The organism is Mesorhizobium sp. B2-3-15, assembly GCF_006442875.1.
Classification (GTDB): domain Bacteria; phylum Pseudomonadota; class Alphaproteobacteria; order Rhizobiales; family Rhizobiaceae; genus Mesorhizobium; species Mesorhizobium australicum.
The window spans coordinates 127,536-152,683 of the sequence record NZ_VFVO01000011.1; the positions used below are offsets into that span (position 1 = coordinate 127,536).

The window sequence follows — 25,148 nt, forward strand, 5'->3', positions numbered from 1 at the left end:
TTCCGCCCACCCCTGAAATCAAACGGCGCCCGAAGGCGCCGTTTGATTTCAATCCAATCTGGCAAGCAGCGACTACCGCGCCGCCTTGCGCTTGCGGCCGAGGCCCATCTTCTTGGCAAGCTGCGAGCGGGCCGCCGCGTAATTCGGGGCAACCATCGGATAGCTTGGGTCCAGGTTCCACTTTTCGCGATACTGATCGGGCGTCAGATCGTAGTGGGTCATCAGGTGACGCTTGAGCGACTTGAACTTCTTGCCGTCTTCGAGACAGACAATGTAGTCGTCATGAACCGAGCGCTTCGGGTTGACAGCCGGCTTCTGCTTGTCGGCAGGCGCCTGTTCGACGGTTCCGCCCACACGCCCGAGGGCGGCATGGACATCGGATATCAGGTTCGGCAGTTCGCCGACCGGCACCGGATTGTTGCTGACATAGGCAGCCACCACGTCGGCGGTGAGCTCGATCAGCGCATCATTGTTTCTGGAAGGTGTTTCGACAATATCCATGGTCTTCAGGCCCCAACAAGAGTTACGTCGGTCTGTGCCCCTTTTTACAGGCAGGGCATTGCACGAATTTGCGCAGATAGAGCTGCCGCGATTCGTGTCACGGGGACATCAATGCGGCCGCAGGTCAAGTAAGTCAATTCGTTGCGCGCATTATATTTATGAATCTTGATCAACTATTCCGCGATCAGCTTCAATCTTTCGTGCATCATGTAATTTTTCGATATTTCGCCCGCCAAACCGATAAAGCCTGACGTAACGTCAGTTCACCGTTACATTCGCGATAACTCACAAATCAGGTTTCAATGCTCTCGTTTGCTTTGCCGTCGCTTCGGCAAACTTGGTTGTTCGCATCTGTCCTCAAAACCACAGGTTGCCGCTCCTCTCTGTCGGGCAGGCAACCAGGCGACATGCCCGCCGGCCGAACCCGTCGGGGCCAAAATCGATGGTCGTTCAATACGGGATGATATATCTGCCATAGGCCCAGCCGGCCACGAAGGTGCCGTTCTTGGCCGGGTCATGCCAGATTTCGCACCAGCGATAGCGAACCGTCTGCTGCTGTTTCCATGCCGGTTGATTGGCGATATCGAGCAGGTTTATGCCGCCGGTGCATCGTCCGGTCATCTGCAGGACGATCCCGTTCGGGTATGCGACCTGCTTCTGGGATGTTCCCGACGGATATTTGCGCACATTGAGCGTGTCGCCGAACGGCACATTGGCCACTTGCCAAGCCGAAAATACGGTCGCATGAGACTGGCCGGCAAAGACCAGACTTAGCGAAGCGACGGCGAAAGCCGCAGCAATACGAGACCGAATAGTCATCTTCTCTCCCCCGGCCGTCGCATGGGCCGACACCAACTCTACGCCACAGCTCTTGAACCTGCCCTGATCGGCGTGTTCATTCGTCATTCAAGATATTTCCAGAGCGAGACGCAATGACCAGGACTTCCCGATTTCCAATCGCCAGCGCCCCTGCCCCCGAGAAAAGGCCCGTCTCGGACACGCATCACGGCATCACGCGAACCGATGAATATGCCTGGCTGCGAGCGGATAACTGGCAAGAAATGTTCAGGGATCCTTCCTTGCTCGATCCTGGGATCCGCGCCGAACTCGAAGCCGAGAATGCCTATCAGTCGACGCTGATGGCCGACACGTCAGATCTGCAAAAGCAGCTTTTCAAGGAAATGAAGGGCCGCATCAAGGAAGATGATTCTTCCGTTCCCATGAAGGACGGGCCTTATGCCTACGGCTCTTCCTTCAAGCTCGGCGGCGAGCAGCCGCGCTATTTCCGAACGCCGCGCGGCGGCGGACCCGAGCAGATCCTGCTCGACGGCGACGCCGAGGCCGAGGGCAAGGCCTATTTCCGGCTTGGCGGCGTCGATCATTCGGCCGATCATAGCAAGCTGCTATGGGCCTTCGACGACAAGGGTTCGGAATTCTACACGCTGCGTGTGCGCGACCTTGCCGACGGCAAGGAACTGGCGGACCAGATACAGGCCACCGGCGGTTCGGGGGTCTGGGACGCGGGCAATGACGGGTTCTTCTATACGCGTCTCGACCCAAACCACCGGCCGTCGAAGGTGCTGTTCCACGCACTGGGGCAGGCCCCTGAAAACGACCGGCTGATCTACGAGGAAACCGACCCCGGCTTCTTCATGAACGTCGACGGGACCCGCAACAACCAATGGATCATGATCGGCATCAACGATCACGAGACTTCGGAATACCGCCTGTTGAGCGCCAGCGATCCATTTGCCAAGCCGAAGCTGGTTTCGGCGCGCGAGACCGGCCTTCAATATGAACTTGGGGAAGGCGGCGATATCTTCTTCGTCCTGACCAACGCGGACGGTGCCAAGGACTTCAAGATCATGACGGCGCCGGCGAGCGACCCGGTCCGCGCCAACTGGCAGGAACTGGTGCCGCATGAACCCGGCCGGCTGATCCTGTCGGTGATCGGCTTCAAGGACCACATGGTGCGGCTCGAGCGCAAGGAAGGCCTGCCGCGCATCGTCGTGCGGGATCGGGCCAGCGGCGAAGAGCATCTGATTTCCTTCGACGAGGAAGCCTTCTCGCTCGGCCTTTCAGGGTCCCTGGAATACGACACCGAGATGATGCGTTTTTCCTACTCGTCGATGACGACACCGTCACAGATGTTCGACTACAACATGCGCACTCGTGAGCGTGTGCTGCTCAAGACCCAGGAAGTGCCGTCCGGCCACGATCCGCACCTCTACGTCACGAGGCGGCTGATGGCGCCGGCGGCCGATGGCGAACTGGTGCCGATCTCGCTTCTGCATCACCGCGACACGCCGCTGGATGGCTCCGCGCCATGCCTGCTCTACGGTTACGGCTCCTACGGTATCACCGTGCCGGCCGCCTTCAACACCAACTGGTTCTCGCTGGTGGACCGTGGGTTCGTGTTTGCCATTGCCCACGTGCGCGGCGGCAAGGACAAGGGATATGGCTGGTACGACGACGGCAAGCGGGCGCACAAGATGAACACCTTCACCGATTTCATCGCCTGCGCCCGCCACCTCGTTGCCGAGCGCTATACCGCGCATGACCGAATCGTCGCGCAAGGCGGCTCGGCCGGCGGTATGCTGATGGGCGCCATCGCCAACATGGCGCCGGATTGCTTCGGCGGCATCGTGGCCGAGGTTCCCTTCGTCGATGTACTCACCACCATGCTCGATGCAACGCTGCCGCTGACCCCGCCGGAATGGCCGGAATGGGGCAATCCGATCGCGTCGGCCGACGATTACCTGACGATCGCCGCCTATTCGCCATACGACAATGTCGCCGCGCTCAACTATCCGCCGATCCTGGCGCTCGCCGGTCTCACCGATCCGCGCGTCACCTATTGGGAGCCGGCCAAATGGGTTGCGCGGCTGCGCGACCGCAAGAGCGGCGACAATCCGGTACTGTTCAGGATCAACATGGATTCCGGCCATGCCGGTGCCTCCGGCCGGTTTTCACGCCTGGAGGAGATCGCCTATACTTATGCCTTCACGCTGAAGGTGACGGACAAGGCATAGCTCACGGAGGAACGCTGCGATGATCGATCTGGCCACAACGATAGCTTACATCGCGGTTGTGCTCGGCTTTGTCTTCATTCCTGGCCCGGCCACGCTGTTGACGATCGCCCGCGCAACGAGTTCGGGGACGAGAGTCGGAATCGCCACAGGCGGCGGGATCGCGGCCGGCGATGTGTTTCATACCGCCATGGCGATGGTTGGGATCTCGGCGATCATCGCCACATCGGCGACGCTGTTCAGCATCGTAAAGTATATCGGCGCGGCCTACCTCGTTTACCTCGGCATTCGGGCCATCATCGAGAAAGCGCCAACCGATCCGACCGCCGGCGCGCTTGCAAGCTCCGCCGGCAAGGCGTTTCGACAGGCTGTCCTGACCGAGGTGCTCAACCCCAAGACCGCGCTTTTCTTCCTGGCGTTCCTGCCTCAGTTCGTGCGGCCCGAAAACGGATCAGTGATGGTTCAATTGGCCGTATTGGGGATCATCTTCGTCATGCTGGGGCTTTTCAGCACGGTCGTGTTTGCCGTGAGCGCAGGGCGGCTCGGCAGTTTCCTGCGCCGAAATCCGACAGTGCTGAAATGGCAAGGCAAGGTTGTCGGCGGCATCTACTGCGCCCTGGGTGTCCGCCTCGCCTTGCAAGAGCGCTGAGGCCAGGCGACCCACGTCCGCTGGCAGGCCTGATGATCATCACTTTTTGAATTCCGCGCGGCTCATTTCCGCTCGCAATTGCGACGGTCGCGCGCTACCCAAAGCACGATTTTCCCGGGCACGAAGTCCGCACTTGCACAAGGGTCCATTATGCTGCTCGTCGACGTCTATCTCGACAAATCGCCGATCCAGGGCATCGGTGTGTTTGCCAAGAACCATATTGCCAAGGGCACGCTGGTCTGGAAGCTCGACCCCCGGTTCGATCGGATCATCGACGTCGAGACCTATGAGAGCGAAACCGGGCCGGTGAAGAACTACCTCGACCGCTATTCCTACCCCGACCGTCGCGATCCCGCCTATATCGTCTTCGAAGCCGACGACGCCCGCTACATGAACCATGACGACGAGCCGAATTGCGATGTCTCGTCGCCCGAGGAGACCTACGCCTTGCGCGACATCGCGCCTGGCGAGGAGATGACCTGCAACTACAACCTTTTCTTCGAAACGGGCTTCGATTTCCTCGGCGATCGCCACCTGCAGTCCGAGGATTAGTTCGTACTTTTCTTGCGCGCCGGATAGCCGTTGGGATGCGGCGGCACCGCCTTCAGATAGGCAGCAATCGCCGCACGGTCGTCCGCCGTCAGCTCGGCCATGTTGCGCTGCACGTCGACCATGGCGCCGCCGACGGAATCGAAGTCCGGCGTGAATCCGGTTTCGAGGTAGTTTGCGATGTCGGACGCGGACCAGCTGCCGATACCTCCCTCGCCCGAAGTGATGTTCGGCACGACGCCCGAGCCCTCGGCGGCCACCGCACCGGCCAGCCATTCGCTTTTCCTGGTGCCTCCAGCGAGGTCGCGCGGCGTGTGGCATTCGCCGCAATGGCCCGGTCCTTCGACCAGGTAGCGGCCTGCCATCACAGGGTCTGGCGCGCCATCAGGCAGGGGCACGACAGGCTTGTCACTGAGATAGAGCCGCTTCCACAGGCCAATGCCGCGCCGGATGCTGAACGGGAACGCCAGCGAATTGCCGGGCGCCTTGCCGGCGACGGCGGGAAGCGTCTTCAAGAAAGCGTAAAGGTCGGCGACATCTGACGGTTTCATGCGAGCATAGGAGGCATAGGGGAATGCCGGATAGAAATGCTCGCCCGAAGGCGACACACCTTTCAGCATGGCGTTAGCGAGATTCCCGGCCGACCATGCGCCGATGCCGTCCTTGGGATCTTGCGAAATATTGGGCGGAACAAAGATGCCGAATGGCGTCTTGAGTTCGAGCCCGCCTATGAGCTGAAGCCGTGCATCGCCCTGCGACCCGGGCTTGGCATGGCAGGAGGTGCAGCCGCCGGCATAGAAGATGCGCTTGCCCCGGGCAACATCGCCTGGGCCGAGTTGCGCCAGGGTCGCCGCATCAAGCGTGACCGGTGCCGACAGCAGCCACCCCGCCGACGCGCCGGCGACGCCCAGGACGAGGGCCGCGCCGACGAGCTTCTTCAGCCATGCCATGGCTGGCGATCAGCCCTTTTTGACCCTGTAGCCCTGGTGGCAGGTACCACAGTCCGAGCCGATGGTGCCGATCTGCGTCTTCAGCGCATCGACGTCGGCCGGAGCCGCCGCGACCGCAGCCTTGACATCGGCGAGATACTTGTCCTCGGTCGCCTTGAAGCCGGCCATGTCTTCCCAGATTTTTGGCGCCGCCGTGGTGTCGCCGGTGTCGGTGCCCTTCGGGAACAAGGCCTCTACGTCGAACTTCTCGGCATTTGCCTGCAGTGCCTGCAACTGCGTCAGCACCGCGGCGGCATCAAATGGCTCCTCGCCCTTGACCACTTTCGACAGGCCGCCGACGATCTTTCCGCGTTCCTTCATCAGAGCCTGCCGATCGAGGATCGGATCGGCAAAGGCCGCCGATGCGGCGAGTGCGAGCATGGAGATGGCGATGACAAGCTTTCTCATTCATTTGGCTCCGTGGTGAAGGCATTTCAGGACAGGACGTTAACGGATGCGGGAGGTGGAATATTCCCATTCTCCCGCATGAAATTGCATGACCCTAGCCGTGGGGTTCGAGACGAAAAGAAAAGGCCCGGGGGTGCCGGGCCTTTCGGAAGATTGATCAGGCATTCGCCTTTTCGTAGAGTTCAAGCACGTGATCCCAGTTGATCAGGCTATCTACGAAGGCCTCGAGGTATTTCGGCCGGGCGTTGCGATAATCGATGTAGTAGGAGTGCTCCCAGACGTCGACGCCGAGGATCGGCGATGCGCCATGAACCAGCGGGTTCTCGCCGTTCGGCGTCTTCGATATCGCCAGCTTGCCGTCCTTGACCGAAACCCAGGCCCAGCCCGAACCGAACTGCGTTGTGCCGGCGGCAATGAAATCAGCCTTGAACTTGTCGTAACCGCCGAGATCGCTGTCGAAAGCCTTCTGCAGCGCGCCAGGGAGCTTGTTGCCGCCGCCGCCCTTCTTCATCCATTTCCAGAAATGGATGTGATTGTAGTGCTGGGCAGCATTGTTGAAGAGACCGGCATTCTTGCCGAACGATTGCTTGACCACCTCTTCGACCGAAAGATCGCCAAGGCCGGCTTCGGCGGCGAGCTTGTTGCCGTTGTCGACATAGGCCTTGTGATGCTTGTCGTGGTGATACTCCAGCGTCTCTTTGGACATATAGGGCTGCAGGGCCTCATAGTCGTAGGGCAGAGCGGGCAATTCGAAAGCCATGGGTAGTACTCCCTCGTGGAAAATCCGGTGTGGATACCGGAGTAAGATAGGTCGGGATTGAGCTGGAGCAACTCCGGAAGTGAAGCGCCGGTTCCCTTTCTAAGCGGGTTCCCGGGAACTGTCACATGCTTTTCCTGTGACCAGCCGCGCGGCGACAAAAAGGCCGGCTATCTCAGCCAGCCGAGGTCGAATGCGCCCACTCCCAATAGAGTTCACGTGCCTTCTTGGCCACCGGGCCGGGTTGCAGATCACGGCCCTCCATGCGGGTGACCGGCACCACCTTGGAGTGGTTGCCGGTCGAGAAGATTTCGTCCGCTTCGAGGAAATCCCGCACCGACAGCGTCTTTTCAGTCGTCGTGAACCCATAGTCGCCAAGCAGCGTCATCGTGCGCGCGCGGGTAATGCCGGACAGGAAGGTTCCGTTCGGCGCCGGCGTCAGCACATGGCCGTCCTTGACCAGGAAGATGTTTGAGCTTCCGGTCTCCGCGACATTGCCCAGCATGTCGAGCACAAGCGCGTTGTCGAAGCCGCGCGCCTTGGCCTCGAGGATGGCGCGGCCGTTGTTGGGATAGAGGCAGCCGGCCTTGGCGTTGGTCGGCATGGTTTCGATAGTCGGGCGCCGGAATGGCGACACGGTCACCGAAAAGCCGGTCGGTGAGATCATCGGCGATTCATAGAGGCAGAGGCAGAAACGGGTCGAGGCGGGATCGGCCGGCACGCCCATGTAGCCGCCATGCTCGGCCCAGTACATCGGCCTGATGTAGACCGCCGTCTTGCCGTCGAATTTCTTCAATCCGTCCCAGGTCAGCCCGACGATCTGCTCGGGCGTCATGTTCGGCGCCAGCCCAAGCGCGATCGCCGAGGCATTGACGCGTGCGGCATGAAGTTCGAGATCGGGCGCCACGCCTTCGAACCACCGCGCGCCGTCGAACACGCTGGTGCCGAGCCACATGGCATGGCTGCGCGGCCCCAGAATGGCGACATTGCCTTCGTACCAATCGCCATCGACGAAAGTCCATGTCGCGGATTGCGCCGCCGCCGCCAGTGTCATCGCGTTTTCCCGTTCCGGTCAATCTTGTGTGACAACATTGGATGATGCTTTGACCGCCGCCGTCAACCAGCATCGGGGAGTTTTGTTGAGGCCAGCGACGGGTGCGCTGCAATCAAGGCTTGCACCTTGTCCCGCCTCGCCTCAAAACTGTTGCCATGCAATACGCCGCCTACGTGTTCGACGCCTATGGCACGCTGTTCGACGTGCACGCCGCCGTGCGCCGCCATGCGGACGCGATCGGCCCGGACGGCCAACTCCTGTCCGAAATCTGGCGCGCCAAACAGCTCGAGTATTCCTGGGTTCGCACGCTGATGGGCGCCTATGCCGATTTCTGGCAGCTGACCGAACAGGCGCTGGACTTCGCCTTGCGCAAGGTCCCTTCGGCCGATCCGAGCCTCAAGGCGAAACTTCTGGAAGCCTACTGGCGGCTGGACTGTTATCCCGAAGTGCCGGCCGTGCTGAAAGCGCTCAAGGCTTCGGGCGCCAGGCTGGCGATCCTCTCCAACGGTTCGCCCGAAATGCTGCAGGCAGCAGTCAAGTCGGCGGCACTCGACCAGGTCCTGGACGACATCTATTCGGTCGATGCGGTGCGTCGCTTCAAGACCGATCCTATTGTCTACGACATGGTCGCCACGGGATGGCGCCTCTACCCCGGCGCGGTCTCCTTCCAGTCCTCCAACCGCTGGGACATTGCGGGCGCCACCAAATTCGGCTTCCGCACGGTCTGGATCAACCGCTCCAACCAGCCGGAGGAATACCAGGACTTGCCACCGGCCCTGATCCTGCCATCGTTGGAGGCACTCGTATCCGGCGCCTAACTGACCTGTGGCTCCAGCGCCACAGTGGCGGCGCAGTCACAGCTTCGCCTTTGTTTGTCCACGTTCGAGCCAGAATCGGAACCGCCTATCGCCTCAGGTGTTGTCAGGCACCCGCAGCGAACGTCGCGTGTTGACGCTTTGTTGCGATTTGAGTCTTAAAGAAGGCAGCCATGTCCATAACCGAAATCGAATCCTATCGCCTGAGCCGTCGCGGCTTCCTCAACGCCGCAGCCCTGGGCGCCGCCTCGATCGCGGTTTCCGCATGCGCCACCACCGGACCGGGACCAGTCGAGCCGCCGCCGCCACCAACGTATGTCGAGCCTCCGCTCGCCGACTATGCGTCGATGTACGCTGCGGTCAACGATGGCGGTTTCGATCTGCCGGCCATCCCCGTCGACAGGATCGATCCGCAGTTCCTGCGCCAGATCGTACCCGACCCGACCGGGCAGAAGCCGGGGACCATCGTCGTCGATACGACAGGCCATTTCCTCTATCTGGTTCGCCCTGGCGGCCAGGCCATTCGCTATGGTGTCGGCCTTGGCCGCGCCGGCTTCGAATGGTCGGGCGACGCTGTCGTCCAGTGGAAGCAGAAATGGCCGAAGTGGACGCCGCCGGATGAGATGATCGCCCGCCAGCCGGAATTGAAGCAGTACAGCGCCGACAATGGCGGCATGCCCGGCGGCCTAAAGAACCCGCTCGGCGCACGTGCGCTCTATCTCTTCCAGGGCAATGTGGACACGCTCTATCGCCTGCACGGCTCGCCGGAATGGCGCTCGATCGGCAAATCGGTGTCGTCGGGCTGCGTGCGCCTGATGAACCAGGACATTATCGACCTTTATGACCGCGTGCCCTCGAAGACGCCGGTCATCGTGACCAGCGACGCTCGCCAGCCGATGGTGGCGACGGCCAACCACAAGGCGATCCCGATCGATGCCGGCGTGCCGGATGGATCCGTGCTGCTCGGCCCAGTCAAAGCGGTCACGAACGCGATCTTCTGAGTTTCAGGGGCTTCTGAGTTTCAGGGGGCAGTGGCGTTGCGGCTGCCCCGATCCTACCGTCCCCGCGACAAACTACCCAGAATCCCGCGCACAATGGCACGTCCAACCGACGAGCCGACCGAGCGCACCACCGACTTGATCGCGGCCTCGGCCACCGTCTGGCGATTGGAGGGGCGCGGCGCAGGCGCGCGCCGGCCACCGGACTGCGGCGCGGGATCGTCATTGCCGAAGCCTGGAATGGTCCAGCGCGAGCCGCCGGTGCCGGCCTGCTGCGCCTGCGCCTCGGCGTCCTGCGCCTGCTTTGCCTTCTTCTGCAGCATTTCGAAGGCCGATTCGCGATCGACAACCTGGTCATACTGGCCGGTGACCGGGCTTTCCCCGATCAGCTTCTGCCGCTCGGCCGGGGTGATGGGTCCGAGCCGCGATGACGGCGGACGGATCAGCGTGCGCTGGACCATGGACGGAATGCCCTTGGCCTCCAGGGTCGAGACCAGGGCCTCGCCGGTGGCGAGTTGGGTGATGGCGGTGGCGCAGTCGAAATCCGGATTGGGCCGGAAGGTTTCGGCCGCCGTCCTCACCGCCTGCTGCTCGCGCGGCGTGTAGGCACGCAACGCGTGCTGCACGCGGTTGCCGAGCTGGGCCAGGACCTTTTCGGGGATATCCAAGGGGTTCTGCGTGACGAAATAGACGCCGACGCCTTTCGAGCGGATCAGGCGGACCACCTGCTCGACCCGGTCGATCAGCACCTTCGGCGCCTCGTCGAACAAGAGGTGCGCCTCGTCGAAGAAGAACACCAGCTTCGGCTTGTCGGGGTCGCCAACCTCCGGCAGTTCCTCGAACAGCTCCGACATCAGCCAGAGCAGGAACGTCGCGTAGAGGCGCGGATTCATCATCAGCTTGTCGGCGGCCAGCACGCTGATGGCGCCGCGACCATCGCGGGTGGTGCGCATGATGTCGGCAATGCGCAAAGCCGGCTCGCCGAAGAAGTTCGCCGCGCCCTGCTGCTCAAGTACCAGCAGCGTGCGCTGAATCGCCCCCACCGACGGCTTGGTGACGTTGCCATAACGGGCGCTGATTTCCTCGGCGCGCTCCGCGATGTTGGCGAGCAGCGCCTGCAGGTCCTTGAGGTCGAAGAGAAGAAGGCCCTCTTCATCCGCAATGCGGAAGGCAATGTTCATGATGCCTTCCTGCGCGTCGGTCAGGTTCATCAGCCGCGACAGGAGCAGCGGGCCCATTTCCGAAATGGTGGCGCGGATGGGGTGGCCCTGCTCGCCGAACAGATCCCAGAAGATGACGGGAAATTCCTGGAAGTCGTAAGGGTCGAGCTTGACCTGTTCTGCCCGCTTGACCAGGAAATCCTGGGCGGTGCCCATCATGGCGATACCGGAAAGGTCGCCCTTGATGTCGGCGCAGAAGACCGGCACGCCGGCGTTGGAAAATCCCTCTGCCAGGATCTGCAAGGTGACGGTCTTGCCCGTACCGGTGGCGCCGGTCACCAGGCCATGGCGATTTCCGTATTGCAGCAGCAGGTTTTCGGCGCGCTGATAGCTGTCGTCGGGCTTGCGGCTGGCGCCGATAAAAATACTGGTGTCGTCAGCCATAGGTCGGGTCTCCGCAAAACTGATGTGTCTAAAGCCAGCCTTTGCCCGATGGTATAGTGAGGCTGCCGCACAGCGACAATGACAATTGTCCAAGGCAGGACCAATCGTCCAATCAGGGCTATCGTCCAAATCGGACCAATCGCCAAAATCGGATTTTGGAACTTGCGGATTTCGACGGTGTTTGGCAATCGTTCATGGTCCGTCCACGCAAGCGACCTATATCAGGTGGATCGAATATCAGGTGGGTCGAATTCAAGCCCTGGGCGTGCATTGCGATAACTGACCGGGGACCGTAGATTAGGCTGCCCGGGCTGGTGCGGCCACATAGAACGAGGACGATGAATGGGCGCCGGAGCCTTGACCAGGGATGTTGAGCCAACGAATGCGGAGCGTCAGCGATGGCTGACCCTGGCGGAAAAAGCGTTGGCTGGCGCATCCTTCGAGGAAAAGCTGGTCTCGCATACCGACGACAACATCCGCGTCGAGCCGCTCTATGAACGCGCGACCGGAACGGAACCGATCGTGCGCGCCAATCCTCAATCGCCGTGGATCGTCAGCCAGCGCGTCGACGACCCCGATGTCGAACGCGCCAAGAGGCAGGTCCTGGAAGATGTCGCCCAGGGCGCGACGGGATTGTCGCTCGTCTTCGAGGGCGCCCCGAACGCGTTTGGCTACGGCCTGCCGAGGACGGCGCAGGCGCTCGAGACGGTGCTGGAGGGCGTGCCCCTCAACCGGGTCCAGATCCGTATCGACACCCACCCCTGGAGCCGCCCCATGGCCGACTGGCTGGTGGCGTTCCTGAGCAAGCGCCGCTCCGATCCGGCAAAGCTCAACCTTTCCTTCGGCATCGATCCGGCTGCTATCCTTGCCGGCACCGGCCGGCTGCGCATGTCGATCGAGGCGCTGCAGGAATCCATGCCGCAATCGCTGGCGCATTTCTTCTCGATGGGCGTTCCGGGTGTGCTTCTGGAGGCGGACGGTCGCGTCTTCCACAATGCCGGCGCCACGGAAGCGCAGGAACTCGGCATCATGCTGGCCTCGGCGGTCTCGTATCTGCGAATGTTCGAGAAGGCGCGGCAGCCGCTCGTCTATGCCGCGCCTCATATCGGTTTCGCGCTCAGCGTCGACCAGGACCAGTTCCTGTCGATGGCCAAGGTGCGAGCCCTGCGCAGGCTGTGGGCACGGGTGCAGGAGGCCTGCTCGATCCCCAATTCCACGGCCAACATCCATGCCGAGACATCATTTCGCATGATGACGGCATTGGATTCCGAAACCAACATCCTGCGCACGACGATCGGCTGCTTCGCCGCGGCGGCGGGAGGCGCCGATTCGATCTCAATCCTGCCGCATACGATCGCGCACGGCCTGCCGGCGGCCTTTGCCCGCCGCGTCGCGCGCAACGCGCAGCTGATCATGGCCAATGAAAGCCATGTCGATCATGTCGCCGATCCCGCCCATGGCTCCGGCGCCGTCGAAGCGCTCACCTCAGACCTTTGCGAAGCCGCGTGGGCGGAATTACAGGCCATCGAGGCTGAGGGTGGCGTGCTGTCCAGCCTTCGGGACGGACATATCCAGCAGCGCGTCCGCAACGCCGCCGCCCATCGCGCCATAGCCTTCAAGTCAGACGAGCGGGCCATTGTCGGCGCCACGCTTTATCCGTTGAAAAGCGAGCGCCCGGTCGAGACGCTGGACGCAGAGAAGCGACCTGCCTTCACCGAGGGCGTCGTCCTGTGCGAAGCGTTGTCTCCGGTCCGCATCGATCAATCCATCGGGGCCGCTTCTTGATTCCGGATTTCGGTCAGATCGGCTGGGTGCCGCCGCGCCGCGCGCCTGTCGAGGTCAAGGGACAGCGAACAACGCCGGAAGGCCTTGTCGTCAAGCAGCTGTACAGTCAGGGCGACCTCAAGGGATTGTCGCATCTCGACACCTATCCGGGCCTGCCGCCCTTCGTGCGCGGCCCCTACCCGACCATGTATGTCCAGCAACCCTGGACCATCCGGCAATATGCCGGTTTTTCGACCGCCGAAGAATCCAACGCCTTCTACCGGCGCAACCTTGCCGCCGGCCAGAAAGGCCTTTCGGTTGCCTTCGATCTCGCCACGCACCGCGGCTATGATTCGGACCATCCGCGCGTCGCCGGCGATGTCGGCATGGCGGGTGTGGCTATCGATTCCATCCTCGACATGCGGCAATTGTTCGACGGCATTCCGCTCGGCGAGATGACCGTGTCGATGACGATGAACGGCGCGGTGCTGCCGATCATGGCGCTCTACATCGTGGCGGCGGAAGAGCAAGGCGTCGCGCAGAAGGATTTGGCCGGAACCATTCAGAACGACATTCTGAAGGAGTTCATGGTCCGCAACACCTATATCTATCCGCCGAAGCCCTCGATGCGGATCGTCTCGGACATCTTCTCCTACACCTCGAAGAACATGCCGAAGTTCAACTCGATATCGATCTCCGGCTATCACATGCAGGAGGCCGGCGCGACCGCCGACCTGGAGCTCGCCTATACGATCGCCGACGGGATTGAATATGCCCGCGCCGGCGTCGCGGCGGGGCTCGACATCGACCGTTTCGCGCCGCGCCTGTCGTTCTTCTGGGCGATCGGCATGAATTTCTTCATGGAAGTTGCCAAGCTCAGGGCCGCACGCCTGTTGTGGGCGACGCTGATGAAAAAGAACTTCGCGCCAAAGGACGAGCGGTCGCTGTCCCTGCGCACCCATTGCCAGACCTCCGGCTGGTCGCTGACGGCACAGGATCCCTACAACAACATCATCCGCACCATGATCGAGGCGATGGCCGCGACCCAGGGGCATACCCAGTCGCTGCACACCAACTCCTTCGACGAAGCAATGGCGCTGCCGACCGACCATTCGGCGCGCATCGCCCGCAACACGCAACTCGTCCTGCAGAAGGAATCCGGCACCACGCGCATCATCGATCCGTGGGGCGGTTCGGCCTATCTCGAACGGCTGACGCATGATCTGGCGGCGCGTGCGCTCGCCCATATTGAGGAGGTCGAGGCTCTCGGCGGCATGGCGGCGGCGATCGAAAAGGGCATACCCAAGCTGCGCATCGAGGAAGCCGCCGCCCGCACGCAGGCGCGCATCGATTCCGGCGAGCAGATGCTGGTCGGCGTCAATGCGCATCGCCCCGGGACCGATATCGAGGTCGACGTGCTGAAGATAGACAATGCCGAGGTCAGGGCCCGGCAACTCTCGAAGCTGCAACGGCTGAAGGGCACGCGCGACGTCGCTGCCGTCGAAAGCGCGCTCGATGCGCTGACCCGTGCCGCACAGAGCGAGGACAACCTCCTGGAGTTCGCCATCCGCGCCGCGCGCGCCAATGCCACTGTCGGCGAAATCTCGTTCGCCCTGGAAAGAGCTTATGGCCGCCATGTGGCCACGGTGCAGACCATTTCCGGTGTCTACCGCAAGGCGCTTGGCGACAGTCCGGTGATCGACCGCCTGCAGGACAAGCTCGGTGCCTTCGAAAAGAAAAACGGCGGCAAGCCGCGCATCCTCGTGGCCAAGATGGGACAGGACGGCCACGACCGCGGGCAGAAGGTGATCGCCACGGCCTTCGCCGATCTCGGCTTCGACGTTACCGTCGGCGCCATGTTCCAAACGCCGGAAGAGATCGCGAAACTGGCTGTCCAGAATGACGTCCACATCATCGGCGCCTCATCGCTGGCAGCGGGTCACCTGACGCTGATCCCAGAATTGCGCGACACGCTGAAGAAGCTCGGCCGCGGCGACATGCTGATCGTGGCCGGCGGCGTCATCCCGCCGCAGGACTATGATGCGGTGCTGCAAGCCGGCGCGGCGGAAATCTTCCCGCCGGGCACGGTCATTCCGGAAGCGGCGGAGCGGCTGCTGGATCGGCTGCTATCCTCGTGACGAATCTGTTATAATATCTGTTGCAACACCCGGCGCACCGCGTTATAATTAGCGTTGCAACAGGATGTTTCATCATGAACACCACAATTCGCAAGATCGGGAATTCGGACGGCGTGATTCTGCCGAAAGAGCTTCTCGATCGATTGAATCTCAAGACAGGCGACAACGTGGTCGTCGTCCAGGAAGGTCAAGAGCTTCGCTTGCGCCGATTGGAAGATTCTGCCGAAGAATTCGAGCGCAAGATGAAGGTAGCGCGCGAGCGGATGAGGAAATACGAGGTTGCCTACCGCGCGCTCGCAAAATGACGGCACATCATTCGCGAGAGTTCGTGGAGGCGATGCATGCCGAGCAGTTGCGTCTTCACGGCGGCGCGTCGGGTATCCGCGATGAAGGCCTGTTGGAATCGGCGCTCGAACGTCCGCAACAGAAAGAAGCATACGGCGAGCCGGATCTGAGCGAACTCGCTGCCGCCTATCTCTTCGGCATCGCAAAGAACCATCCGTTCGTCGATGGGAACAAGCGCACGGCTTTCGCTGCGGCCGACTTGTTTCTCTATTTCAACGGATTAAGCATCGAAGCCGAACAGGAGGAAGTCATCCAACTGGTGATGATGGTCGCTGCCGGCGAGATAGACGAAGCGGGTGCGGCCGCATTCTTCCGCGAGCATGTCGTCAAGCTTGAAGACTAACTCTCGGAGAGCTTGACGATCTCCCACTCCTTGCCGTTGACGGTGGCCACGTCGCCAACCTTCTTGCCGAACAGCGCGACCGCCATCGGCGAGACATGCGAAATGCTGCCCTTGGCCGGATCGGCTTCATCCTCGCCGACGATCTTCCAGTGCACCTTCTTGCCGTCGTCACTTTGCAGCGTGACACCCATGCCGAAGCGGACGACATCGCTGCCGGGCTCCGGCACGGAAAGCTCGGCACTCTCGCGCCGTGCGGTCCAGTAGCGCAGGTCGCGCGACACGACCGCAATGCGCTCGCGGTCGGCTTTCCGCTCCGCTTTCGCCATGATATCGCGCAGATCGGCCAGATTGTCGTCGATCTGCGCAAGGCCGCGCTCCGTCACCAGGTTGCGGTGCGTGCTGATCGGCCGCTCGCCAACACCGGCGATCGCGTTTTCGCTGTCTTCTTCGCGGGTAAAAGCTCTGCTCATCCCCTGAACTTAGGCGCCGAGTGGCTGCCCGACAAGTCATTGCCGCCGAGAAGAGGCGCGTTGAACGTCTGGCATGATTCCTGCGGTGTCGGGGCTGAACACTGGGATTCTGTGCCGATGTTGAACAGACGAACGCTGCTGACGCAGACCGCCGGCTTTGCGGTCACGGGCCTCGCGCTCGGCAAGACGGCCGCCGCCGGCCTAACCGGCATCGAGAAAGCCTCGATGCGAGGCTCGATCAACGCCACCGAACTTGGCGTCCAGCCCGGTACGTTTGACGACCAGAGCAAGGCCTTCGCCAAGCTGCTGCGCGACGCGAATGGCCGTGACATGCCGGTCTTCCTGCCGCCCGGCACCTATGTGGTGTCCAATCTCTCGCTGCCTGGTCGCGTGCGTCTTTCCGGCGTGCCGGGCGCGACACGGATCGTCTATGGCGGCGACGGCCATTTGTTTATGGCCGAACACGCCGACCATATCGAACTCAGCGGACTGGTTTTCGACGGCGCGAATCGCTCTATGGGCGACTACGCGCAAGGACTGCTCGATCTGCGCCGGGTGGCGCATCTCGTGGTTGACAACTGCCAGATCACGGGCAGCGGCAAGAACGGGCTGGCGCTGGAACACGCCGCGGGCCGGATCGAGCGTTCGGACATATCGGGGGCGGCGGACGCCGGCATCTATTCGGTGGAGGCCGCAGGACTGGCGATATCAGGCAACACCGTCTCCGATTGTGCCAATGGCGGCATCCTAGTGCACCGCTGGCAAGCTGCGGAAGACGGCACCATGGTCACCGGCAACCGCGTCGAACGCATTGGCGCGCGCAGCGGCGGCACCGGCCAGAACGGCAACGGCATCAATGCCTTCCGCGCCGGCAATGTCGTCATCTCGGGCAATGTGGTCTCCGACTGCGCCTTCTCGGCGATCCGGGCCAACAGTTCCAGCAATTTGCAGATATCGGGCAACACCTGCTCGCGCTCGGGCGAGACCGCGGTCTATTCCGAGTTCTCGTTCGAAGGCGCCGTCATTTCCAACAACATCGTCGACGGCGCGGCCAACGGCATCTCGATCGTCAACTTCAACGAAGGCGGCCGCATGGGTATCTGCTCCGGCAACATCGTGCGCAATCTGTCGACATCAGGCCCCTATACCGCGGATCCACCCGGCTTCGGCGTTGGGATCGCCGTCGAGGCCGACACCGTCGCTTCCAACAACGTCATCGAGAACGCGCCGCTCTACGGCATGTCGATCGGCTGGGGGCCGTATCTGCGCAACGTCGTGGCCACCGGCAACATCATTCGCAAGGCAGGCACCGGCATCGTCGTCAGTGTGGTCGAAGGTGCCGGCACGGCCGTCATCTCCGACAACGTCATCGATGGCGCGTCGAACGGAGCGGTTGTCGGCCAGCGCTGGGCCGAGCCGGTGACATCAGACCTCACCCAGACCAGCAGCAGCGGCTATGCGCACTTAACCGTCGAGCGCAACCGCGTCAGCTGATTACCGCCTTCAATTCAGGGCCGGCGTCGGCCTCAGCGCCCCGACCTTGGCGCCAATCCGGCTTTCGATAGGCGCATTCGCCAGTTCGAGCAGCTTCGCCGCCAAGGCCTCGTCCGCCCGCAGCAGCCTGGCGAGGACCGCGGCGGCGATTGCATCGCCGGCGCGCCCGGCACCGTCATCGCATTTGACCGCGATGCCGAGGCCGAGTTCCGGAATTGCGGCACAATGGACGCCCTCGGCCCCGCCTTTCGCGAAAATTCGCCTCGGAGCGGCTTCCATCAGCAACAGGTCCGCGCGGCCGGTGCCGGCCACGAAGAACGGCTCCGCCATGCAGGCCGAAAGCAGCCGCTTCGCGGCCTTCGCCCGCTCCGGGCCAAAGCCTTGGGCCGTGGCCATGCGAGCAAAGCCGAGCGCGAAACTCCTGAGCGGCACCGCATAGGTCGGAATCGAGCAGCCGTCGACCGCGCGTTCGTCGGGGCCGTGGACAGCGCCGGTGACTGCCTGCATGGCGTCGCGCACCATTTCCTGCAGGGCGTGATCCGGTCTGACATAGCCGCGATGCGCGATGCCCAAATGAACGCAGGTACAGAGGAAACCGGAGTGCTTGCCGGAACAATTGTTATGCAACGCATTCGGTGAGCCGCCGGCACGCGCGAGCGCAATCTCCGCGTCATGGTTCGAGGGCCAGTGGACCCCGCATTCGAGCGCCGACCCGTCCAGCCCGGCCCTGGCCAGCATGGACCGCGCCAGTTCGACATGCGCCGGCTCGCCGGAGTGGGAGGCACAGGCCAGCGCCAGTTCGCGATTGCCGAAGCCATAGGCATCCGCGGCACCCGTTTCGACAAGCGGCAGGGCCTGGATCGCCTTTACGGCGGAACGCGGAAAGACCGGCTTCGACGTATCGCCGATCTCCAGCACCGGCTTGCCGTCGGCATCGAAGACGGCGACGGCGCCGCGATGGGCGCTCTCGACAATGGCGCCGCGCAAAACTTCGATCAGAACCGGATTTGCCATGCTACCTCCCGCGAATGCCGGGGCGGTTTACCTGATCCGGTCGAGAATGGAAACGTAGTTGGCGACCGCCGCACCGCCCATGTTGAAGATGCCGCCGAGTTTCGCGCCCGGCACCTGGATGCCGCCGGCTTCGCCGACAAGCTGCATGGCGGTCAAGACATGCATGGATACGCCGGTGGCGCCGATCGGATGGCCCTTGGCCTTCAGTCCGCCGGAGGGATTGACCGGCAGGCCGCCGTCTTTTGCCGTTGTGCCATCCAGCGCCAGTTTGGCGCCCTCACCCGGCTTGGCCAGTCCCATCGCTTCATACTCGATCAATTCGGCGATAGTGAAGCAGTCATGCGTTTCGACGAAGGAGAGATCGTCGAGCGTTACGCCGGCGTTCTTCAGCGCGCGGGTCCAGGCCTGTTCGCAGCCTTCGAAGGTCAGGATGTCGCGCTTCGACATCGGCAGGAAATCCTGCACATGCTCGTTGGCGCGGAAGGCGACCGCGCGGCGCATCTTCAGCGCCGTTGCCGTGTCGGCAAGGACAAGGGCAGCGGCGCCGTCGGAGACCAGCGAGCAGTCGGTGCGCTTCAAGGGTCCTGCGACGAACGGGTTTTTCTCGCTCTCCTGCCGGCAGAAGTCATAGCCGAAATCCTTGCGCATCTGCGCATAGGGATTGTCGACGCCATTCTTGTGGTTCTTGGCAGCGATCATGGCGAGCGCATCCGACTGGTCGCCATAGCGCTGGAAATAGGCCTGCGCGATCTTGCCGAAGACGCCGGCGAAGCCGGCTGGCGTGTCGCCGTCCTCGGGCAGATAGGAAGCTTTCAGCAAATTCTTGCCGATTTCGGGCCCGGGCGTCGTCGTCATCTGCTCGGCGCCAACCACCAGCACGATGCGGGCGGCGTTTGCATCAATGGCGCGGATACCTTGCCTGACCGCCGCCGAACCGGTGGCGCAAGCGTTCTCGACGCGTGTCGCCGGCTTGAAGCGCAGCCGGTCGTCCGCCTGGAGAACCAGGCTTGCCGTGAAATCCTGCGCCGAAAAACCGGCATTGAAATGGCCGAGCACGATCTCGTCGACCTCGTCCGGGCCAATGCCGGCATGGTCGAGCGCGTCCGTCGCGACCTTGACGATCAGGTTTTCGAGCGTCTCGCCCTCAAGCTTGCCGAAGCGCGAATGCGCCCAGCCAACGATGCATGCGGTCATGGCGGTCTCCATCCTTGGCGCCAGCGCCCATGGCTCGTGACGCACTTCGCCTTTATTGTTCAAATATAAACATTCTCGCCCGGGCCGTGAAGGGCCGCAACGCAACAATCGCTTGGCACAGGTCGCGTCGAGGTCGATTTTTTATTGATTGACGCGTCAATAAAAAATAATCTCCCGCAAAAATCGGAAACGGCATGCCAAAAGTCGGAATGGAGCCATTGCGCCGCAGGGCGCTCATCGACGCGACGATCTCGGCGATCGGCGAGCGTGGCTCGCTTGACGTGACCATGTCCGAGATCGCCGGACGCGCCGGTGTCTCTTCGGCGCTCGCCCACCACTATTTCGGCGCCAAGGACGAGCTGCTGTTCGCGACGATGCGGCACATCCTGGCCGAACTGACCATCGATATGCGCCGCGCCCTGCAGTGCGCCGGCACCGCGCGCGAGCGCGTCTCGGCCGTGGTCGCCGTCAACTTCTCCGATGTCCAGTTCCAGGCCGAAACCATTGCCGCATGGCTCGCGTTCTATGTCGAGGCGCAGCAATCGTCTTCGCTGCGCCGGCTGCTTAGAATCTATGCTCGGCGGCTGCATTCCAACCTGATGAGTGGATTGACCGGCATCCTGCCGAGGACCGAGGCCGACCGCGCCGCGGAAGCGACGGCGGCGATGATCGACGGGCTCTACATCAGGCGCGCGCTGAAGGATGGCGTGCCTGACGCCGCGACCGCGATCGCGCTGGTCGAGGATTATCTCGAAACCAAACTTGGCGGACGGCACAAGCAGTGACAGCGAAGCGACCCAATTTCCTGATCGTCATGGTCGACCAGCTCAACGGGACCTTGTTCCCGGATGGGCCGGCGGAATTTCTGCACACACCGCATCTGAAGGCACTGGCGGCGCGTTCGGCGCGCTTTGCCAACAACTACACCGCCTCGCCACTCTGCGCGCCGGGCCGTGCCTCGTTCATGAGCGGCCAGTTGCCGTCGCGCACCGGGGTCTATGACAATGCCGCCGAGTTCGCCTCGTCGATCCCGACCTTCGCCCATCATTTGCGTGCGGCCGGCTACTACACCTGCCTGTCGGGCAAGATGCATTTCGTCGGACCTGATCAGCTGCACGGTTTCGAGGAACGGCTGACCACCGACATCTATCCGGCGGATTTCGGCTGGACGCCGGACTACCGCAAACCCGGTGAGCGCATAGAGTGGTGGTATCATAATCTGGGTTCGGTGACCGGCGCCGGCGTTGCGGAAACAACCAACCAGATGGAGTATGACGACGAGGTCGTGTTCCTTGCGTCTCAGAAGCTCTATCAGCTTTCGCGCGAACAGGACGATGCGAGCCATCGGCCCTGGTGCCTCACCGTCTCGCTGTCGCATCCGCACGATCCCTATGTCGCGCGCAAGCAGTATTGGGATCTCTATGAGCATTGCCAGGTGCTGGATCCGGAAACCGGGTACATCGCCGAAGACGAGCAGGATCCGCATTCTCGGCGGCTGTACCATGCCAGCGACTATCCCTCTTTCGAGATCACGCCTGAAGAGGTGCGTCGTTCGCGGCGCGGCTATTTCGCCAACATCTCCTATGTCGACGACAAGGTCGGCGAGCTCCTCGATGTTCTCACGCGGACGCGCATGCTCGACGACACGATCATCCTGTTCTGCTCGGATCACGGCGACATGCTCGGCGAGCGAGGCCTGTGGTTCAAGATGAGCTTCTTCGAAGGCTCGGCGCGAGTGCCGTTGATGATTGCCGGCAAGGGCATTCGTGCCGGGCTGATCGAGGCGCCGGTCTCCAATCTCGACGTAGCACCAACGCTTTGCGACCTTGCCGGCATCGACATCGGGGCGATCGCGCCGTGGACCGACGGCCAGTCGCTGCTGCCGCTCACCAAGGGCGGGCAGCGCACGGCACCGGTGCTGATCGAGTACGCGGCGGAGGGCTCCTATGCGCCCTTGGTGGCAATCCGCGAAGGCAGGTACAAATTCGTCCATTGCGAACTCGATCCGCCGCAATTGTTCGATCTCGAAGCCGATCCGCTCGAGCGGGACAATCTGGCCGACGACCCCGCCAATGCGAGTCTTGTGGCGGCATTCCTGGAAAAGGTCCGGACGCGTTGGGACATGGCCGGCTTCGATGCCGCCGTGCGCGAAAACCAGGCACGCCGCTGGGTCGTCTATCCGGCGCTCCGCAACGGCGCCTACTACCCTTGGGATTTCCAGCCGTTGCAGAAAGCGTCAGAGCGGTACATGCGCAATCACATGAACCTCGACAATCTCGAAGAGAGCAAAAGGTATCCGCGAGGCGAATGATGGCAGACCTTCTCGTTCCCACTCTCGACCATCTCAGGCAGGCCTATGCGGTAACGTCACGGGCGACACAGGTCACGCCGCTGCTGGAATCGGCGGCGCTCGCCAGAGAAACCGGCGCGGCCCGGGTCTTCATCAAGCCGGAATCGCTGCAATGGGCCGGATCCTTCAAGGTTCGCGGCGCTTATTGGCGGCTGAAGCGGCTTTCGCCCGACGAGGCGAAGAAGGGCGTCGTTGCCTATTCCTCGGGCAATTTCGCGCAAGGGCTGGCCGCGGCCGGCCAGGCGCTCGGCATTCCCGTGACCATCGTCATGCCGATCGACGCGCCGGCCGCCAAGCGCGATGCTACCGCGGGTTATGGTGCGCGCGTCGTGCTGACCGACCATGACGATCGCGCGCGTGAAGAGGTCGCGGCGGCCAAGGCGCGCGAAATCGCTGAAACAGAAGGGCTAGCGCTCCTGCATCCATTCGACGATCCCGAGATCGTCGCCGGTCAGGCGGGTGCCGGCCTCGAAGCGCTCGACCAGCTGTCGGGTAAGGATGCCAGCGCCGATCTCTTGTTCTGCTCGGTCGGCGGCGGTGGGCTGATCGGCGGCGTTTCGCTCGCCTTCCACTATCTGTCGCCGGCGACCGAGATCATCGGCGTAGAGCCCGAAGGGTTCGACGGCATGGGCTCTTCACTGGCGCATGGCAGCATCGAGACCATGCCGATCGGTCCGAAATCGATCTGCGACGGACTGATGTCGCGCCGGCCCGGCGACGCGCCGTTCGCCGCGGTCAAGACCGCTGGCGTGCGCGGCATCACGGTCGACGATCAGTCGGTGCGGCGCGCGATGCGGATCGCTTTCGAGCGGATGAAGCTGGTGCTCGAACCGTCAGGTGCGGCGTCGCTGGCGGCATTGCTCGGTGGCAAGGTGGATGTGGCGGGAAAAACCGTCCTGGTGGTGGCTACCGGCGGCAACGTTTCGCTCGCCGATTTTATGGCGCATATGAACCATGCTTGAAGCGGATTTCGTTATCATCGGCTCCGGCTCCGCCGGCTCGGCCATGGCCTATCGCTTGTCGGAAGACGGCAAGCATTCGGTCATCGTCATCGAATTCGGCGGCACTGATATCGGGCCGCTGATCCAGATGCCTTCGGCGCTGTCGATACCGCTCAACATGAGCCTCTACGACTGGGGATTCGCCAGTGAACCGGAACCGCATCTGGGTGGCCGCGTGCTGGCGACGCCGCGCGGCAAGGTGATCGGCGGCTCGTCCTCGATCAACGGCATGGTCTATGTGCGCGGCCACGCCCGCGACTTCGACCATTGGGCCGAACAGGGCGCGGCCGGCTGGGGCTTCGCCGACGTGCTGCCCTACTTCAAACGCATGGAGGATTCAGATGGCGGCGAGGATGGCTGGCGCGGGCACGGCGGCCCGCTGCATGTGCAGCGCGGCTCCCGGCGCAATCCGCTCTATGGCGCCTTCGTCGAAGCGGGCCGCCAGGCAGGGTTTGAACTGACCGACGACTACAATGGCGCCAAGCAGGAAGGCTTCGGCCCGATGGAGCAGACCATTCTGGGCGGCCGCCGCTGGTCGGCGGCATCAGCCTATCTGAAGCCGGCGCTCCGGCGCAAAAACGTCAGACTGGTCAAAGGCTTTGCGCGCCGGGTGATCATCGAGAATCAACGCGCCATCGGCGTCGAGATCGAAGCTCACAAACAGATTCAGGTCGTTAAGGCGCGACGTGAAGTAATCGTCGCGGCGTCGTCGATCAACTCGCCGAAGATCCTGATGCTGTCCGGTATCGGCCCGGCCGGGCATTTGCACGAAAACGGCATTGCCGTCGTGGCCGACCGGCCTGGCGTCGGCGGCAACCTGCAGGACCATCTGGAGCTCTACATCCAGCAGGAATCGACCAAACCGATCACGCTGAATTCAGTGCTGAACCCGTTCTCCAAGGCGATGATCGGGGCGCAGTGGCTGTTCTTCAAATCGGGCCTTGGCGCCACCAATCATTTCGAGGCGGCCGCCTTCGTGCGCTCGCAGGCAGGCGTCGACTATCCCGACATCCAGTACCACTTCATCCCGGCGGCGGTGCGTTACGACGGCAAGGCGGCGGCGAAGTCGCACGGCTTCCAGGCGCATGTCGGACCGATGCGCTCGAAGTCGCGCGGCTCGGTGACGCTGCGCTCGCCGGATCCGAAAGCGAAGCCGGTCATCCGCTTCAACTACATGTCGCATCCGGACGACTGGGCGGAGTTCCGCCACTGCATCCGCCTGACCCGCGAGATCTTCGGCCAGTCGGCCTTCGATGCCTATCGCGGACAGGAACTCTCGCCGGGCAGCCATGTCCAGTCGGACGACGATCTCGACGTGTTCATCCGCGACCATGCCGAAAGCGCCTACCACCCCTGCGGCACCTGCCGAATGGGCCGCGTCGATGATCAATCGAGCGTGGTCGATCCGGAATGCCGGGTCATCGGCGTCGACGGATTGCGGGTCGCCGACTCCTCGATCTTCCCGCGCGTGACCAACGGCAACCTCAACGCGCCATCGATCATGACCGGCGAAAAAGCGTCCGATCACATCCTTGGCCGCACGCCGCTCGCGCCGTCCAACCAGGAACCATGGATCAATCCGCGCTGGCAGGCTTCCGACAGATAGGCCATGATCCGCCGATAGAGTGAGCTGCCCGACAGGCGCCCGCCCAATAGCCGTCTTGGGCACAACGATTGGAGAC

At 62.7% G+C, this 25,148-nt stretch carries 24 protein-coding genes; 14 read left to right on the top strand and 10 right to left on the bottom strand.

Features of this window, described 5'->3' with window-relative positions:
* Positions 1-72: 72 nt before the first annotated feature.
* Together FJ954_RS22175 and FJ954_RS22180 are read right to left on the bottom strand one after the other, a co-directional pair.
* Entirely contained in the window at positions 73-501 is a 429-nt protein-coding gene (locus FJ954_RS22175; RefSeq protein WP_015318648.1) for a MucR family transcriptional regulator, read from the bottom strand.
* A gap of 450 nt (positions 502-951) precedes the next feature.
* Positions 952-1,320 carry an SH3 domain-containing protein gene (locus FJ954_RS22180; protein ID WP_140663272.1) on the bottom strand — a complete coding sequence of 123 codons (369 nt, stop codon included), beginning with the start codon at positions 1,318-1,320 and terminating at the stop codon, positions 952-954.
* 113 nt (positions 1,321-1,433) lie between these two features.
* Between FJ954_RS22180 and FJ954_RS22185 the strand changes: the two genes are divergently transcribed.
* From FJ954_RS22185 to FJ954_RS22195, 3 genes are all read left to right on the top strand, one after another.
* On the top strand, positions 1,434-3,533 hold the full coding sequence (locus tag FJ954_RS22185) for a S9 family peptidase (RefSeq protein ID WP_140663170.1): 2,100 nt from the start codon (positions 1,434-1,436) through the stop codon (positions 3,531-3,533).
* Positions 3,534-3,552: 19 nt separating this feature from the next.
* Positions 3,553-4,179, top strand: a complete 627-nt coding sequence (locus tag FJ954_RS22190) for a LysE family translocator (protein WP_140663171.1) — start codon at positions 3,553-3,555, stop codon at positions 4,177-4,179.
* 150 nt (positions 4,180-4,329) lie between these two features.
* Positions 4,330-4,731: an SET domain-containing protein-lysine N-methyltransferase gene (locus tag FJ954_RS22195; protein ID WP_015318651.1), complete on the top strand. Its 402-nt coding sequence runs from the start codon at positions 4,330-4,332 to the stop codon at positions 4,729-4,731.
* On the opposite strand, the gene FJ954_RS22200 is transcribed toward FJ954_RS22195, so the two are convergent.
* From FJ954_RS22200 to FJ954_RS22215, 4 genes are all read right to left on the bottom strand, one after another.
* Entirely contained in the window at positions 4,728-5,678 is a 951-nt protein-coding gene (locus tag FJ954_RS22200; RefSeq protein ID WP_015318652.1) for a cytochrome c, read from the bottom strand. The genes FJ954_RS22195 and FJ954_RS22200 overlap by 4 nt on opposite strands.
* A gap of 9 nt (positions 5,679-5,687) precedes the next feature.
* Positions 5,688-6,125: a cytochrome c gene (locus tag FJ954_RS22205; RefSeq protein ID WP_015318653.1), complete on the bottom strand. Its 438-nt coding sequence runs from the start codon at positions 6,123-6,125 to the stop codon at positions 5,688-5,690.
* A gap of 157 nt (positions 6,126-6,282) precedes the next feature.
* Positions 6,283-6,885 carry a superoxide dismutase gene (locus FJ954_RS22210; protein ID WP_015318654.1) on the bottom strand — a complete coding sequence of 201 codons (603 nt, stop codon included), beginning with the start codon at positions 6,883-6,885 and terminating at the stop codon, positions 6,283-6,285.
* Between the two features lie 172 nt (positions 6,886-7,057).
* Positions 7,058-7,936, bottom strand: coding sequence for a branched-chain amino acid aminotransferase (locus FJ954_RS22215; protein WP_015318655.1), 879 nt, complete (start codon positions 7,934-7,936; stop codon positions 7,058-7,060).
* A 155-nt stretch (positions 7,937-8,091) separates the two neighbouring features.
* Here FJ954_RS22215 and FJ954_RS22220 point away from each other — a divergent pair, with 155 nt between their 5' ends.
* Entirely contained in the window at positions 8,092-8,754 is a 663-nt protein-coding gene (locus tag FJ954_RS22220) for a haloacid dehalogenase type II (protein ID WP_015318656.1), read from the top strand.
* Positions 8,755-8,924: 170 nt separating this feature from the next.
* Positions 8,925-9,752: a L,D-transpeptidase gene (locus FJ954_RS22225; protein ID WP_015318657.1), complete on the top strand. Its 828-nt coding sequence runs from the start codon at positions 8,925-8,927 to the stop codon at positions 9,750-9,752.
* A 53-nt stretch (positions 9,753-9,805) separates the two neighbouring features.
* On the opposite strand, the gene FJ954_RS22230 is transcribed toward FJ954_RS22225, so the two are convergent.
* Complete coding sequence (locus FJ954_RS22230) at positions 9,806-11,353, bottom strand: helicase HerA-like C-terminal domain-containing protein (protein WP_140663173.1); 1,548 nt, start codon at positions 11,351-11,353, stop codon at positions 9,806-9,808.
* Between the two features lie 342 nt (positions 11,354-11,695).
* On the opposite strand from FJ954_RS22230, the gene FJ954_RS22235 reads away from it, so the two are divergent.
* The 4 genes from FJ954_RS22235 (at position 11,696) to FJ954_RS22250 (ending at position 15,943) form a co-directional block, all read left to right on the top strand.
* The gene (locus FJ954_RS22235; RefSeq protein ID WP_140663175.1) at positions 11,696-13,138 is read left to right on the top strand and encodes a methylmalonyl-CoA mutase subunit beta; all 1,443 of its coding nucleotides are present in this window, start codon (positions 11,696-11,698) and stop codon (positions 13,136-13,138) included.
* The gene (scpA, locus tag FJ954_RS22240) at positions 13,135-15,255 is read left to right on the top strand and encodes a methylmalonyl-CoA mutase (RefSeq protein WP_140663177.1); all 2,121 of its coding nucleotides are present in this window, start codon (positions 13,135-13,137) and stop codon (positions 15,253-15,255) included. The genes FJ954_RS22235 and scpA overlap by 4 nt, the downstream gene beginning before the upstream one ends.
* A gap of 74 nt (positions 15,256-15,329) precedes the next feature.
* A complete protein-coding gene (locus tag FJ954_RS22245; RefSeq protein ID WP_015318661.1) occupies positions 15,330-15,560 on the top strand; it encodes an AbrB/MazE/SpoVT family DNA-binding domain-containing protein in 231 nt (76 codons plus the stop codon).
* Positions 15,557-15,943, top strand: a complete 387-nt coding sequence (locus tag FJ954_RS22250) for a type II toxin-antitoxin system death-on-curing family toxin (RefSeq protein ID WP_140663179.1) — start codon at positions 15,557-15,559, stop codon at positions 15,941-15,943. Before FJ954_RS22245 ends, FJ954_RS22250 begins: the two co-directional genes overlap by 4 nt.
* Here the strand turns inward: FJ954_RS22250 and greA are convergent.
* Positions 15,940-16,413, bottom strand: coding sequence for a transcription elongation factor GreA (gene greA / locus FJ954_RS22255; protein WP_140663181.1), 474 nt, complete (start codon positions 16,411-16,413; stop codon positions 15,940-15,942). The genes FJ954_RS22250 and greA overlap by 4 nt on opposite strands.
* 117 nt (positions 16,414-16,530) lie before the next feature.
* Between greA and FJ954_RS22260 the strand changes: the two genes are divergently transcribed.
* Positions 16,531-17,907, top strand: a complete 1,377-nt coding sequence (locus FJ954_RS22260) for a TIGR03808 family TAT-translocated repetitive protein (RefSeq protein WP_140663183.1) — start codon at positions 16,531-16,533, stop codon at positions 17,905-17,907.
* 9 nt (positions 17,908-17,916) lie between these two features.
* Here FJ954_RS22260 and FJ954_RS22265 read toward each other — a convergent pair whose 3' ends face one another.
* Positions 17,917-18,921, bottom strand: a complete 1,005-nt coding sequence (locus FJ954_RS22265; protein WP_140663184.1) for an asparaginase — start codon at positions 18,919-18,921, stop codon at positions 17,917-17,919.
* A 27-nt stretch (positions 18,922-18,948) separates the two neighbouring features.
* Entirely contained in the window at positions 18,949-20,115 is a 1,167-nt protein-coding gene (locus FJ954_RS22270; RefSeq protein WP_015318666.1) for an acetyl-CoA acetyltransferase, read from the bottom strand.
* Positions 20,116-20,309: 194 nt separating this feature from the next.
* Between FJ954_RS22270 and betI the strand changes: the two genes are divergently transcribed.
* The 4 genes from betI to betA are packed head-to-tail and all read left to right on the top strand — an operon-like array spanning position 20,310 to position 25,072.
* Positions 20,310-20,900: a transcriptional regulator BetI gene (betI, locus tag FJ954_RS22275; protein ID WP_015318667.1), complete on the top strand. Its 591-nt coding sequence runs from the start codon at positions 20,310-20,312 to the stop codon at positions 20,898-20,900.
* Positions 20,897-22,426 (top strand): choline-sulfatase, encoded by a 1,530-nt coding sequence (gene betC / locus FJ954_RS22280; protein WP_140663185.1) that lies wholly within the window; start codon positions 20,897-20,899, stop codon positions 22,424-22,426. Before betI ends, betC begins: the two co-directional genes overlap by 4 nt.
* Positions 22,423-23,427: a threonine/serine dehydratase gene (locus tag FJ954_RS22285; RefSeq protein ID WP_041163494.1), complete on the top strand. Its 1,005-nt coding sequence runs from the start codon at positions 22,423-22,425 to the stop codon at positions 23,425-23,427. Before betC ends, FJ954_RS22285 begins: the two co-directional genes overlap by 4 nt.
* Entirely contained in the window at positions 23,420-25,072 is a 1,653-nt protein-coding gene (gene betA / locus FJ954_RS22290; protein WP_015318670.1) for a choline dehydrogenase, read from the top strand. The genes FJ954_RS22285 and betA overlap by 8 nt, the downstream gene beginning before the upstream one ends.
* The last annotated feature ends 76 nt before the right edge of the window (positions 25,073-25,148 follow it).

Bases quoted from the DNA above. Each gene is read 5' to 3' on its own strand.
- FJ954_RS22175 (WP_015318648.1), bottom strand. From the start codon at position 501: ATGGATATTGTCGAAACACCTTCCAGAAACAATGATGCGCTGATCGAG.
- FJ954_RS22180 (WP_140663272.1), bottom strand. From the start codon at position 1,320: ATGACTATTCGGTCTCGTATTGCTGCGGCTTTCGCCGTCGCTTCGCTA.
- FJ954_RS22185 (WP_140663170.1), top strand. From the start codon at position 1,434: ATGACCAGGACTTCCCGATTTCCAATCGCCAGCGCCCCTGCCCCCGAG.
- FJ954_RS22190 (WP_140663171.1), top strand. From the start codon at position 3,553: ATGATCGATCTGGCCACAACGATAGCTTACATCGCGGTTGTGCTCGGC.
- FJ954_RS22195 (WP_015318651.1), top strand. From the start codon at position 4,330: ATGCTGCTCGTCGACGTCTATCTCGACAAATCGCCGATCCAGGGCATC.
- FJ954_RS22200 (WP_015318652.1), bottom strand. From the start codon at position 5,678: ATGGCATGGCTGAAGAAGCTCGTCGGCGCGGCCCTCGTCCTGGGCGTC.
- FJ954_RS22205 (WP_015318653.1), bottom strand. From the start codon at position 6,125: ATGAGAAAGCTTGTCATCGCCATCTCCATGCTCGCACTCGCCGCATCG.
- FJ954_RS22210 (WP_015318654.1), bottom strand. From the start codon at position 6,885: ATGGCTTTCGAATTGCCCGCTCTGCCCTACGACTATGAGGCCCTGCAG.
- FJ954_RS22215 (WP_015318655.1), bottom strand. From the start codon at position 7,936: ATGACACTGGCGGCGGCGGCGCAATCCGCGACATGGACTTTCGTCGAT.
- FJ954_RS22220 (WP_015318656.1), top strand. From the start codon at position 8,092: ATGCAATACGCCGCCTACGTGTTCGACGCCTATGGCACGCTGTTCGAC.
- FJ954_RS22225 (WP_015318657.1), top strand. From the start codon at position 8,925: ATGTCCATAACCGAAATCGAATCCTATCGCCTGAGCCGTCGCGGCTTC.
- FJ954_RS22230 (WP_140663173.1), bottom strand. From the start codon at position 11,353: ATGGCTGACGACACCAGTATTTTTATCGGCGCCAGCCGCAAGCCCGAC.
- FJ954_RS22235 (WP_140663175.1), top strand. From the start codon at position 11,696: ATGGGCGCCGGAGCCTTGACCAGGGATGTTGAGCCAACGAATGCGGAG.
- FJ954_RS22245 (WP_015318661.1), top strand. From the start codon at position 15,330: ATGAACACCACAATTCGCAAGATCGGGAATTCGGACGGCGTGATTCTG.
- FJ954_RS22250 (WP_140663179.1), top strand. From the start codon at position 15,557: ATGACGGCACATCATTCGCGAGAGTTCGTGGAGGCGATGCATGCCGAG.
- greA (WP_140663181.1), bottom strand. From the start codon at position 16,413: ATGAGCAGAGCTTTTACCCGCGAAGAAGACAGCGAAAACGCGATCGCC.
- FJ954_RS22260 (WP_140663183.1), top strand. From the start codon at position 16,531: ATGTTGAACAGACGAACGCTGCTGACGCAGACCGCCGGCTTTGCGGTC.
- FJ954_RS22265 (WP_140663184.1), bottom strand. From the start codon at position 18,921: ATGGCAAATCCGGTTCTGATCGAAGTTTTGCGCGGCGCCATTGTCGAG.
- FJ954_RS22270 (WP_015318666.1), bottom strand. From the start codon at position 20,115: ATGACCGCATGCATCGTTGGCTGGGCGCATTCGCGCTTCGGCAAGCTT.
- betI (WP_015318667.1), top strand. From the start codon at position 20,310: ATGCCAAAAGTCGGAATGGAGCCATTGCGCCGCAGGGCGCTCATCGAC.
- FJ954_RS22285 (WP_041163494.1), top strand. From the start codon at position 22,423: ATGATGGCAGACCTTCTCGTTCCCACTCTCGACCATCTCAGGCAGGCC.
- betA (WP_015318670.1), top strand. From the start codon at position 23,420: ATGCTTGAAGCGGATTTCGTTATCATCGGCTCCGGCTCCGCCGGCTCG.